This is a genomic window from Jiella mangrovi, from assembly GCF_017815135.1.
Classification (GTDB): domain Bacteria; phylum Pseudomonadota; class Alphaproteobacteria; order Rhizobiales; family Rhizobiaceae; genus Jiella; species Jiella mangrovi.
Genome location: NZ_JAGJCF010000016.1, coordinates 83,140 through 95,740, shown reverse-complemented (window position 1 = coordinate 95,740; position 12,601 = coordinate 83,140). Strand labels below are relative to the sequence as shown.

The 12,601-nt window shown below is 64.4% G+C and carries 8 protein-coding genes and 1 pseudogene; 4 read left to right on the top strand and 5 right to left on the bottom strand.

All coding sequences use genetic code 11. From position 1 onward, the window contains the following. Positions 1–134: 134 nt before the first annotated feature. The 4 genes and pseudogenes from dctP to J6595_RS17865 form a co-directional block, all read right to left on the bottom strand. Positions 135–1,247 (bottom strand): TRAP transporter substrate-binding protein DctP, encoded by a 1,113-nt coding sequence (gene dctP / locus J6595_RS17880; protein ID WP_245198772.1) that lies wholly within the window; start codon positions 1,245–1,247, stop codon positions 135–137. A gap of 325 nt (positions 1,248–1,572) precedes the next feature. Continuing rightward, on the bottom strand, positions 1,573–2,568 hold the full coding sequence (locus tag J6595_RS17875; RefSeq protein ID WP_209596264.1) for a BMP family lipoprotein: 996 nt from the start codon (positions 2,566–2,568) through the stop codon (positions 1,573–1,575). A 225-nt stretch (positions 2,569–2,793) separates the two neighbouring features. Continuing rightward, positions 2,794–3,054: pseudogene (locus tag J6595_RS17870) on the bottom strand (peptide-methionine (S)-S-oxide reductase); the annotation flags it as partial. Between the two features lie 85 nt (positions 3,055–3,139). Beyond that, positions 3,140–3,430 (bottom strand): hypothetical protein, encoded by a 291-nt coding sequence (locus tag J6595_RS17865; RefSeq protein WP_209596261.1) that lies wholly within the window; start codon positions 3,428–3,430, stop codon positions 3,140–3,142. A gap of 232 nt (positions 3,431–3,662) precedes the next feature. Here J6595_RS17865 and J6595_RS17860 point away from each other — a divergent pair, with 232 nt between their 5' ends. The 3 genes from J6595_RS17860 to J6595_RS17850 all read left to right on the top strand — a co-directional run bounded on the left by J6595_RS17860 (position 3,663) and on the right by J6595_RS17850 (position 6,485). After that, positions 3,663–4,568, top strand: a complete 906-nt coding sequence (locus J6595_RS17860; protein WP_209596258.1) for a universal stress protein — start codon at positions 3,663–3,665, stop codon at positions 4,566–4,568. A gap of 283 nt (positions 4,569–4,851) precedes the next feature. Beyond that, on the top strand, positions 4,852–5,613 hold the full coding sequence (locus J6595_RS17855) for a Crp/Fnr family transcriptional regulator (protein ID WP_245198770.1): 762 nt from the start codon (positions 4,852–4,854) through the stop codon (positions 5,611–5,613). A 215-nt stretch (positions 5,614–5,828) separates the two neighbouring features. Then, positions 5,829–6,485, top strand: a complete 657-nt coding sequence (locus J6595_RS17850; protein ID WP_209596256.1) for a response regulator transcription factor — start codon at positions 5,829–5,831, stop codon at positions 6,483–6,485. A 31-nt stretch (positions 6,486–6,516) separates the two neighbouring features. Here J6595_RS17850 and J6595_RS17845 read toward each other — a convergent pair whose 3' ends face one another. Further along, entirely contained in the window at positions 6,517–9,981 is a 3,465-nt protein-coding gene (locus tag J6595_RS17845; RefSeq protein ID WP_209596254.1) for a hybrid sensor histidine kinase/response regulator, read from the bottom strand. A 272-nt stretch (positions 9,982–10,253) separates the two neighbouring features. On the opposite strand from J6595_RS17845, the gene J6595_RS17840 reads away from it, so the two are divergent. Further along, positions 10,254–12,425 (top strand): malate synthase G, encoded by a 2,172-nt coding sequence (locus tag J6595_RS17840; RefSeq protein WP_209596252.1) that lies wholly within the window; start codon positions 10,254–10,256, stop codon positions 12,423–12,425. The last annotated feature ends 176 nt before the right edge of the window (positions 12,426–12,601 follow it).

The following is a 12,601-nucleotide window of genomic DNA, read 5'->3' as shown; positions in this document are numbered from 1 at the left end:
GACGGAGGAAGGTAAGGCGCGGCGCGCGCCAGCCCCGTTACCCGGCACGATCCGGCCGCACACGGGATTTCTCCCGTGGCGGATCATGCGGGCAGGCCGGCGCGCGGATCGGCGAAAGCGCGAAGCGGTCGCGCTCAAAGGTTGGTGAGTTCCAGCCCCTCGATGAGGCTCGGATCGACATAGCCGAGCGAGCCCGACTGCATGTAATCGAGCTGGATCTTGAACACCTTCGCAGCGTTCGCGTCCTTGTTCGCCCAGTTGAACCAGATCGGCACGGCGACTTCGGTCATCAGGGCGACGTCGTCCTGGGTGAGGCGGGTGACCTCGGTGCCGTCGGCCTCGAACTTCTTCCAGGCCTCCTGATTGGCCTTCTGGATCGCCGCATGGTGCATGTCGGAATAGGCATGCGTCTCCATCTCGACGAATTGCTGCATCTGCGGCGACAGCTTGTTCCAGGCGTCCATCCCGACGGTCAGATCCATCAGATCGACCGGCTGATAGAGCGACATGAAGCCCGGAGGGCCCATGGAGATGTATTTCGTCACCTGGCTGAAGCCGAGGGCGTAGTTGACGGCCGGGCCGGTAAAGTCGGCGACGTCGATGGTGCCTTTCTCCAGTGCCGGGAAGATCTCCGAACCCGGCAGCACCGTCGTCTTGGCGCCGAGCGCCTGGAACACCTCGGCGACCATGCCGCCCGGCAGGCGCATCTTGCGGTCCCGGAAATCGTCGATCGAGCGGATCGGCACCTTGGAGTGGATGATGTTGGCGTCGTGCTGGATCGGGCCGACGAAATACATGCCCTGCGCGGCATAGAGCTCGCGGGCGATTTCGAGGCCGCCGAGACCGTAATAGAAGGTGTCGAACTCGTGCGGGTTGCGCAGGCCGAGCGGATAGGATGTGAGGAACACCGCCGCCGGGATGATGCCCTGGGCGTAGATGGTGAACGGGTTCACCGCTTCGAGCACGCCGTTCTTCACCGCGTCGAAGAGCTGGAAGTCGCCGACGACGTCGTTGGCGCCGAAGGCGGTGAATTCGAGTTCGCCGCCGGACTTTTCCTTGATCGTGCTGCACCAGTCCTTGAAGGTGGTGAGCCCGATGCCGCCCGGCCAGGACGTCTGCACCCGCCATGTTGTCGTCTGGCCTTGCGCCCGCGCGACATGCGGCGCAGCCAGACCGGCCGCAGCGGTTCCGCCGATAAGCGCCGAGCGGCCGAGAAATGCTCTGCGATCAATGGGTTTGCTGGTCAATATTGCCTCCCGTTTTCGCGGGGTCGAAGCTGTCTCCTCCCGGCTTCGACGCCGATTTCAGCAGAGTAGGTGCAGAAGACCACAAGAGGCAACCGTGATTCGACTATCGTATCATGGGAAATTCTTCGGTAGATGCTCAGTCGGATTGATCATCATGAGAAAAATTAAAGAAAGCACGCCAGACAAAAGGATATCATTTGCAACCGTTTCTGCGACGCTTGGACCGCGTTGCAGGAGCTCATGAAAAAAGCGCCGCCGGCAAGCCGGCGACGCTCTGAATTGTAGTCCGGGTCTCCAGGCAAGGATGACTCGCCTGAAAGCTCCGTCAGTAGGGGCAGATCGAATCGGTCGTGTAGTCGTGGACCTTGATCTTGCCGGCGATGATGTCCTGCTTGGCCTTCTCGGCTGCTTCCTTCATCTCGGGCGTGATCAGATCCTTGTTGTATTCGTCCACCGAATAGCCGACGCCGTCCTCCTTGAGACCGAGCGTCTGGATGCCCGACGTCCATTTGCCGTCCTTGGCATCCATGAATGCCTGGTAGACGGCATTGTCGACGCGCTTGACCATCGAGGTCAGGACGTGGCCCGGAAACAGACCGTCCTGGTTGGAATCGACGCCGATGCCGAACTTGCCGGCATCCGCCGCCGCCTGGAGAACGCCGATACCGGTGCCGCCGGCAGCGTGGAAGATGACGTCGGCGCCCTTGTCGATCTGCGCCTTGGCGAGTTCGCCGCCGCGCACCGGATCATTCCAGGCAGCGCCCGTCGAGCCGGTCATGTTCTCGAAGACGACGTCGTCCTTGGAGACCGACTTCACGCCGCCCTTGTAGCCGCAGGAAAACTTCGAGATCAGCGGAATGTCCATGCCGCCCACGAAGCCGACCTTGCCATCCTCCGATTTCATCGCCGCCAGGATGCCGACGAGATACGAGCCTTCCTCTTCCTTGAACAGGATCGACCGCACATTTGGCAGGTCGACGACGGAATCGATAATGGCGAACTGGGTGTCCGGATATTCCTTCGCGACGGCCTCCAGCGCAGCGGCCTGCGAGAAGCCGACCGAGATGATCGGGCTCGCGCCATCGCGGGCGAAGCGGCGCAGGGCCTGTTCGCGCTGGGCGTCGTTGACGATCTCGAACTCGCGATATTCGGTACCGGTCTCCTTCTTGAACTTCTCGGCGCCGTTATAGGCCCCTTCGTTGAAGGATTTGTCGAACTTGCCGCCGAGATCGTAGAGGATCGCCGGCTTGAAGTCGGCGGCCGAGGCGGCTGTCGCGGTGAGGACGGTGGCGGCGAGAATTCCGGCCAGGAAGTGTTTCATCGATGTCAGGATCCCTGTTGGCGAATAGGCGGTTCGTCGTCGAGTATCGGCCGACGCCCGGACAGCGAAGGCCGGGCTGGAACGACGATACCCGAACCGATCGGCAGCTTTGCATGGGGCGCGGCCCAAATGAAGTAAAATCAGATGGATCCGGGCGATCGGGCTGTGAAAAGCATCGCTCGCCGGCCTTCCGCTCCGCGTCTGCCCAAAGCGGGCGCGCCGTGCTCACTCGGCGGGCACGCCCTGAATGCCGATGGGGCATGCCACGCCGGTGCCGCCGCCGCCGCCGCAGTAGCCGCGGGGATTCTTGGCGAGATACTGCTGGTGATAGTCCTCCGCGTAGTAGACTTCCGGATCGGACAGGATCTCGGCGGTGATCGCGCCCCTGTGGCCGGCCTTGCGCAACGCCTCCTGATGCCGCTCCTTCGAGGCGTTCGCGGCCTCGGCCTGATCGTCGGACGTCGTATGGATGCCGGAGCGATACTGGGCATCGCCGCGCGGGATCATCTGGCCAAGGCGTTAGTTCGGTCGGGCCGAAGGCGCCATCAAGGCATAAAGCCTGAGATGCCGATCACGGATTGCGGCGGATGGCCGGCTCCCGCCGCCGGCCGCGATGGCCGAGAAGCAGGAGGACAAACCCGATCCCGCCGCAGGTGATCGACATCGACCACGAGCCGATGACCGCGACCGTGCGACTGTCCGGCGCGGCGTTGGCGAGAATGAGCCCCATCGAGGCGAGCGCCTGATCGACGGAGATTAGCCGGGTGGTCTCGTCCGCAAGCGAGCGGGCAATGTCGCCGACGGCGAAGACGACTCCGACGGCAAGAACGAGTAGGCCGACGGCTCGAAACAGGAGATACATGAGCCAGCTATCCCATGACGATCCATCGCGGCACGGCGCACGCAGCATGGATCGGTTGAATGAGGGATAGAACTGCCCGATCATCGTCCATAAGCCAAGGCCCGGCTTTTCGGGATGCCCGGCGCGCCCGTTCTAAAAAGGTCCGAATGTCGGGTTCATCATCCCGATCGGACCGCCGGCCTTCGACAAAGGCTTTGGCGGGCTCGGTTTTCAACGCAAGGGAACTCCGGTCATGGTCGCCAAGTCATCGCCCACCACCTTCACAGAGCCCGACAAGTCTCCCGCAGTCGCCGGATCCGGTGGCACCAGCATTGCCGATATCGCGGTTTTCCTGTCGGGATTGCCCCGCGACGAATGCGCCATCGCCTATGGCGAAACGCTGGCGACCGCCTTCGGGGCTCACCTCGACTGCCACTTCCTCAACCCCATTCCGACACCGATCCTGGCCACCTCGCCGGGCGCCAAGGCGCTGGCGGCGGAATTTTGGCGGCAGGCCGAAACGGTTGGCAGCGAGGCCGAGACGGCGCTCCGGGTGAGACTTGAGCGGCTTGCGCCTTCCTGGGAGTTGCGCCGGTCGCAGGGTGCGCTCGGCGAGCTCTGCGCGGCCATCATTCGCCAGTGCGGGGTTGCCGATCTCGCGATCCAGGCGCGGTCGACGGTCGTCGAGGCGCATGACATGCAGCCCTTCGAGGCGATCCTGTTCGAGGCGCGATCGCCGATCATTCTCGTGCCGGACGATGCGACGCGGCTTGCTTCGCTGCCCTCGACCATCCTGATCGGCTTTCGGGAAACGCCCGAATGTGCCCGGGCGATCGCTGCCGCGTTGCCGTTCCTGGAGCGCTCCGCCTCGGTCATCCTGGCAAGCATCGCCGAGGACGGAGCCCGCGAAGAGCGCCGTGTCGAGCCTATAAACGACATGGCCCGGCATCTCGCGCGCCACGGTGTTGCTGTGGAGATCCGGGAATTGCCGGTATGGAAGGATCCCGCCGAGGGCCTGATCAAAGAGGCAAAGGCCGTCGGCGCCGAGCTGATCGTGGCCGGCGCCTACGGTCACTCCCGTCTGCGCGAATACCTCTTCGGCGGGGTGACACGCCAGCTCATCCGCGATTGTCCGCTACCGCTTCTCATGGCGCACTGAGCTTCGCGAGCGCCTCGCTGCCGCGGGCATCAGGGCAACGGATGGTCGAGCCGCGGCTGCGGGCGGCGAGAGACGCCGGTTCACCGCGACAGCCGAATCGGGACGCGACACGTCCAGGGCGCTTTCCTTCGCTCGATTCGATGTCCTATGGTGACAACGTCAACGGCGCGCTGACGCCTTTGGCCCCAATCGCCCGTCTGAATCCGAAAGAATCGGAGACCATGCCAGGGCCGGGCGACGGCAGCGTCTGACGTTTGCCGGAAGATCAAGCTGGAGAAACCGTTTGGACAGGACCGCCCACACCATTCTCTTGAAGCGATTGAAGCTGGTGGCTGATGTCGATGCGGACGACGAGGCCGCTCTCTTGAAGCTGCCGGTGACGGTCCGCGAAATCGACGCGGGGATCGATATCGTCTCCGAGGGCCAATACGTCACCAATTGCTGCGTCCTCATCGACGGCTTCACCTATCGCTACAGGCACACCCTCGACGGCAAGCGCCAGATCATCGCCTTCCACGTGTCCGGCGATATTCCCGACCTTCACAGCCTGCACATGAACTACATGGATCACAGCTTTGCGGCGACGACGCAGAGCCGGATCGGCTTCGTTCCGCACGAGGCGGTTTGGGAGCTGTGCAAGAGCCGGCCGCGGGTCGCTGCCGCGCTCTGGCGCGAAACGCTGATCGACGGGGCGATCTTCCGCGAATGGATCGTCGGGCTCGGGCGTCTCTCCGGCCACAGCCGGACGGCCCATCTTCTGTGCGAGCTCGCCATGCGCATGCGGGCGGTCGGTCTCGCCCCGGACTACGTCTACCGTCTTCCGCTGACCCAGCACGAGCTTGCCGACGCGCTCGGTCTGACCGTCGTTACCGTCAATCGCGTGTTGCGGGACATGCGGTTGAAGGGCCTCGTCGATCGGGAGCGTTCGCGGATGAAGATCCGGGACTGGAGCGGTCTCGCCAAGCTCGGGGAGTTCGATCCGCGTTATCTCCATCTGCGCTCGCCGATCGCCATGACTCAGGCGCCGGTGCACGAAAAAGCCTGAAGGTCTGCGTGGCGGCCTCGGGGCATGAGGCAGCGCGGCTTTCGCATCCCGCCTGGTTTTGTTGCGCGTCTTCCGTGCGGCGGCTTGGCAACGCAACGGTCAATTCTGTAAAGCTCGCCGGGCATGAGCTTTTCCATTTTCAGTCGCTGTAGGGTGACGGCTTGCCGATTGACGCGTTCGAAATTCACCCCGCGAACACTCATCAAGAGAGGCCGATGCGCCCGCTTTTCATCGTCGCCGACGATCACCCGCTGTTTCGCGGAGCACTGAAGGAGATCCTCCTGTCGCTTCCGCAGGGCGCTGAGATCGTCGAGGCGGCGGATTTCGGCGAGGCCGCGGCCGCGCTCGAGAAACACGGCGATGCCGACCTGCTTCTGCTCGATCTCGCCATGCCGGGCACCAGCGGCCTGTCCGGGCTGGTCCTGCTTCGCGCCGAACATCCCTCGGTGCCGATCGCCATCGTCTCGGCCAGCGAAGACAGCCAGATCATCGCGCGTGCGCTCGATCTCGGGGCCTCGGGATTCATTCCGAAATCGGCGGGCTTCGACGAGATCAGGGAGGCCGTCGAGACCCTGCTCTCCGGCGATGTCTGGCTGCCCAAGGATGTTTCTCTCGATACGCCTGGCGACCAGGAGGTCGCGGATCTGATCGCGCGGATGAAGACCCTGACCCCGCAGCAGACCAAGGTCCTTTCGATGCTCGGCCGCGGTCTCCTCAACAAGCAGATCGCCTACGAACTCAGGGTCTCCGAACCGACGATCAAGGCCCATGTCTCGGCCGTTCTGCTCAAACTGGGCGTCGACAGCCGGACCCAGGCGGTGATCCAGCTCGGAAAGCTCGGCATCGACCCCGAACGGGGCTTCGCCAGCTGAGCTTGGTGACGGCAGCCCCGGGTTCCCTCGGCTATTCCGCAGCTTCGAGGCGCTGAATGACGCTCGCCATGGCGGCGCGAAGCGAGGCTGGCTTCAACGGTTTCGTCAGCACCTGAACGCCGATTGCGAGCGCCTGTTCGCGGACGTTGACCGACCGGTCGGCGGTGATCAGGATGGCGACGAGACCCTGGTCGAGCCCGCGCCGCAGCTCGGCGATGGCCACGAGGCCATCCGTGCCACCGTCCAGATGATAGTCGACGAGGGCGATCTGCGGTGCGAAATCGGACGCTTTGAGAGCCAAGAGCGCATCCTGCGCCGAGGCGAAAGCCTCGACCCGGCAACCCCAGCCGGAGAGAAGCACCTTCATCCCGTCGCGAATGGCAGCGTCGTTGTCGATGCAAAGGACCCGCGTGCCGGTGACGGCAAGGCCGATCTGATTGCGCGGCGATGCCGATGCGGGCAGGGCGATCGCGCCCGGCGCGGCGCGCGGAAGGCCGATGCGGAACGACGTGCCCCGGCCATGGCGAGAGCGCGCGGACAAGGGGTGGTCGAGGACCCTGGCGATCCGGTCGACGATGGAGAGGCCAAGGCCGAGGCCGCTTGCCGCCCGTGTGCCCTCGTCGAGCCGGACGAATTCCTCGTAGATCGTCTGCAGCTTGTCGTCGGGAATGCCGATCCCGCTGTCGGCCACCTCGAGTTCGATCTGGCCGTCGCAGCGCCGTCTGACACCGACGACGATCTTGCCGCGCTTGGTGTATTTGACCGCATTGGAGACGAGGTTCTGAATCAGGCGGCGCAACAGGTTGCGATCGGACCGGACCGCGACGCTGGTGCCGACGAAGCGCAGCGACAGGCCTTTCTCCTCGGCGAGCGGCCTCAGATCCGTCTCGATCTGCCGGAGCAGCGGCTGCAGCTGGAACTCGGCGAGCTTGACCTGCATGCCCCCCGCATCGAGCCGCGATATGTCGAGGACGGCGCCGATGATCGCCTCCACCGCTTCCAGCGACGAGCCTATATTGCCGGCGAGATCGGCGCCCGGAGAGTGGGCATGGCGCTGCTCGAGCGCCGAGACGTAGAGCCTTGCGGCGTTGAGCGGCTGCAGGATGTCGTGGCCGGCGGCGGCGAGAAACCGGGTCTTGGAAAGATTCGCGGCCTCCGCCGCCTGCCGCGCCTCGGCGAGCTGCCGGTTGGCAGCTGTCAGCTCTGCCGTGCGTTGGCGCACGCGCTCTTCCAGCGTCTCGTTGATTTCCCTCAAGGCAGCGGCCCTGCGGACGCGCTCGGTCATGTCGGAGACGGTGGCGACGAGCCCGCCGTCCGGCATGGTGTTGACGCGCAGCTCGAAGGTGCGGCCGGAGCGCGAGAGCGCGATCTGCCGTTGCGCGGGCGGGCGGGTCAGCTGATCGAAGCTTCGCGCATATTCGTTCGCGTCGATCTCGCCGTCGCGCAGGAGCTGGTCGAAGACCGCGGTCAGCGGCGTGCCGACCTGCCCGAATTCGGCCGAAAGCCCGACGAGATCGCGGAACTGGCGGTTCCAGAAGGTCAGACAGAAATCGCCGTCGAAAATGGCAAGGCCCTGATCGACCTGATCGAGAGCGATGCGCAGAAGATCGCGATTGTATTGCAGCGCTTCGGAGGCATCGTCGAGAAGCTGCAGCGCGGTCTTGCTGGAATCGGTGTGGCGCTGGAACAGGAGCGACAGGACGAGGCGCGAAGAAGCCGAACCGATCGCCGAGGCGAGAAGCTGTTCGGAGAAGTTGATCGTCGCGCCATCGGCGGCCGCTTCGTTGTCGAGAACGTCCTCGTGGTCGCGCGCGAAGGCGGCAAAGGCGCGATCCGTCCGCTGGGCGCCGAGATAGCGGGCGATCGTGCTCTTGAGGTCCGCGACGCGCACATCCGTGCGCATGCGCCGGCCGGGCGCCGGCGCAAAGCCGTCACGCCCGGCAAAGACGGCGGCCTGAATGCGCTCGAGCGGCCGCGACTGGCGGCTGAGGGAGCCGGCGAAGAGACCGACGCAATTGACGGACAGGCTGAGAACCACACCGACGAGGAGCGGGTCGAGGGCCTGCTGCCGATCGGCGCCGAAGAAGGCTGCGGAAACGGGCAGCGTGAGGCCAAGGGCGGGAAACAGGAGCGTGAGAGCCCAGACCGTGATCCCGGACGAAAGGCCCGCAATCGCGCCTCTGGCGTTGGCGCGTTTCCAGTAAAGGCCGGCAAACAGCGCCGGCGCGAGCTGCGCGATTGCGGCGAAGGAGAGAAGGCCGATCGAGGCAAGGCCGGAGCCATCGCCGGCGAAGCGGTAATAGACGTAGCCGAAAAAGACGATGAGAAGGATCGCCGAGCGGCGGACCTTCAGGATCAGCCGGGTTTCGTCGCCGGGGCTTTCCGGCCTTCTTCCTCGCCGGTTCAAAAGGACCGGAAGGACGAGATCGTTGGAGATCATGATCGCCAGCGCGACTGTCGCGACGATGACCATTGCCGTCGCCGCCGAAAGTCCTCCGACGAAAGCCACGATCGCCAGAAGGTCGGCGCCGGCGGAAAGCGGCAGGGCGAGCACGTAGAGATCGGCGTCGAATTGCGGGCCGAGGCGAATGAGGCCTGCGGCGGCGATCGGCGCGACGAAGAGGTTGATGGCGACCAGGTAGATCGGGAACAGCCATCGTGCGCGGCGGATTTCGCCGCGTGTGCGGTTTTCCACGACGGTCATGTGGAACTGCCGCGGCAACAGCAGGATCACCAGCGCAGAGAGGCCGAGACTGGCGAAGAAGGAGCCGGCGAGCGGTGTCGTGAAGGCGCCTTTCACCGCTGTGCTGGCCATCGCAGCGTCCCACAGCTCCGATGGCTCGAACAGGAAGAAGGTGGTCCAGATGCCGACGGCGAGGAACGCGCCGAGCTTGATGAGCGATTCCATCGCCACGGCCAGGACGAGCCCGTCCTGATGCTCGGTGGCGTCGGCATGGCGGGTGCCGAACAGGATCGCGAACAGTCCCAGAACGGTGGTGATCAGCAAGGCGAGATCGCCGAACAGCGGCGGGACGGCGAGATTTGGCCGGTAGTGGAAGACCAGGGTCGCGACGCTGGTCGAGATCGCCTTCAGCTGGAGCGAGATGTAGGGGACCGTGCCGACGAGTGCGATGACGGTCGCCAGAGCCGCCACGGCCGGGCTCTTGCCGTAGCGCGAGCCGATGAAGTCGGCGACGGTGGTGATCTTCTCCGCCTTGGCGTGGCGCACGATCCGCTCGATGAAGCCGGGCGCGAAGAGAAAGACCAGGATCGGGCCGAGATAGATGGCGAGAAACGCAAAGCCCTGATGCGCCGCGACGCCGACCGAGCCGAGAAATGTCCAAGATGTGCAGTAGACCGCCAGCGACAGGGCGTAGACGGCCGGCCGGCTGGCATTTGCCGGACGCCGCGACGCGCGCCTGTCGCCCCACCAGGCAACGGCGAAGAGACAGAGGAGATAAGCGATCGCCACGAGGGCGATGAGACCGCTTTGCAAACGCGCGAACCCTTGGCCAGGCGCCACGCGAAAAAGCCCGTGGCATCAAATTCTTGCCACGTTCGCTCAGCTGGACCCGTGGTGCAAGGGCCGGCACGTCCTGTCGCGGAACCGCGCGATCCGGCCGAATGAAAGTGTGAAAAGTCCAGAAGACGCCGACGGATAGGGAAGGAGTTCGGCCAGAGTTTCGCGATCCATAAGCTCGCCCTCCGATTGACTTCGAGGCATCTGTGCCCGATTTCCCGCAAGGAACGCACCGTTGGAGGACAGGGATGCCCGAATTGATCGAGGTTCACGGCCTGAAGGTCGCAGACGAGCTGAAGCGCTTCATCGACGAGGAGGCGCTGCCCGGCACAGGCGTCGAGCCGGAGGCCTTCTGGTCGAGCTTTTCGGACATCATGAACTCGCTGGCGCCGCAGAATCGTTCGCTGCTTCAAGAGCGCGAGCGGATGCAGTCCGAGATCGACGCCTGGCATCGCGACCATCGCGGCAAGACGATCGACATGAAGGACTATCAGGCCTTTCTGCGTGAGATCGGCTATCTCGTGCCCGAAGGCCCCGACTTCCGGATCGAGACCGAGAATGTCGATCCCGAGATCGCGCTGGTGCCGGGCCCGCAGCTCGTCGTGCCGCTGATGAACGCCCGCTACACGCTGAACGCGGCCAATGCCCGCTGGGGCTCGCTTTACGACGCATTGTACGGCACCGACGCCATGGGCGACGCGCCGGAGGGCTCGGGCTACGACCGCGCCCGCGGCGCGCGCGTCGTCTCCTGGGCCAAGGGCTTCCTCGACGGCGTCGCGCCGCTGGACCGGATTTCCCATATCGATGTCGAAGCCTATTCGGTGGATGGCGAGACGCTGGTCGCGACTTATGGCGACGGCAAGAAGGCGCGGCTGAAGAACCCGCTGGCCTTTGCCGGCTATCGCGGCGAGGCGGCGGCGCCGACCGCCGTGCTCCTGAAGCACAATGGCCTTCACGTCGAGGTGACGATCGACGCGTCGCACCGGATCGGCAAGAACGACCGCTCCAAGGTGGCGGACGTTCTCATGGAATCGGCGGTCTCGACGATCTGCGACTGCGAAGACTCGATCGCCGCCGTCGATGCCGAGGACAAGACGGCCGTCTATCGCAACTGGCTCGGTTTGATGAAGGGCGATCTTTCGGAGAGTTTCACCAAGGGCGGCGAAACGGTCACAAGGCGGCTCAATCCTGACCGCGAATATCTCAGCCCCAACGGCACGAGTTTCACGGTCCCGGGCCGTTCGCTTCTGCTGATCCGCAATGTCGGCCACCTCATGACCAATCCGGCGATAAAGCTGTCCGACGGATCGGATGCCCCTGAAGGCATCATGGACGCGATGATCACGTCGATGATCGCCATGCACGACCTGAAGAAGACCGGCGGCATGCGCAATTCGCGCGCGCGCTCGGTCTACATCGTCAAGCCGAAGATGCATGGACCTGCCGAGGTGGCGTTTTCGAGCGAGATCTTCGCCCGCGTCGAGGATGCGCTCGGTCTCGATCGCTATACGCTGAAGATGGGGATCATGGACGAGGAGCGCCGCACCACGGTCAACCTCAAGGAGTGCATCCGTGCGGCGAAGAACCGGGTGTTCTTCATCAACACCGGCTTCCTCGACCGCACCGGCGACGAGATCCATACCTCCATGGAAGCCGGGCCCATGGTGCGCAAGACGGTGATGAAGGACCGCACCTGGATCAACGCCTACGAGAACTGGAACGTCGATGTCGGGCTCGCCTGCGGCTTCCGCGGCAAGGCGCAGATCGGCAAGGGCATGTGGGCGGCGCCCGCCAAGATGAACGACATGCTGTCCCAGAAGGTCGGACACCCGCAGGCCGGCGCCAACTGCGCATGGGTGCCGAGCCCGACGGCGGCAACGCTCCACGCGACCCACTATCACCGCGTCGATGTCCTGGCCTGGCAGGAGTCCATCGCGGCCAAGGGCGGCCGGGCCTTGCTCGCCGACATCCTGACGATCCCGCTCGCCAACCGTGCCAACTGGCCCGAGGAGCAGATCCAGGCCGAGATCCGCAACAATGCGCAGGGCATTCTCGGTTACGTCGTGCGGTGGATCGACCAGGGTATCGGCTGTTCCACGGTTCCCGACATCAACGATGTTGGGCTGATGGAAGACAGGGCGACCTGCCGAATCTCGTCCCAGCACATCGCCAACTGGCTGCATCACGGTGTCGTGTCCAACGACGAGGTGATGGAGGCCATGAAGGAGATGGCGGCCAAGGTCGATGCGCAGAATGCGGGTGATCCGAATTACGAGAAGATGGCCGGCCGCTTCGATGAATCGATCGCGTTCAAGGCCGCCTGCGATCTGGTGTTCGAGGGGCGGGAACAGCCATCGGGCTATACCGAACCCACGCTGCACCGCCGGCGGCTCGAGAAGAAGGCTTCCCAGTCGGCGTGATCCGGCAACGAGGAGCGGACGGGGGCTGCCTGGAATGATCATTCCAAGACAAGACGGATAGCCTCCGGCTCCATACGGCTTGAGAGCGTGTCGTTGTTTTCTGCTTCCGGGCAGCATTAAAAAACGAATCGACTGAAACAGTCGCTACCTGTAATTGGGGCGGCTGTTTTTTCTTT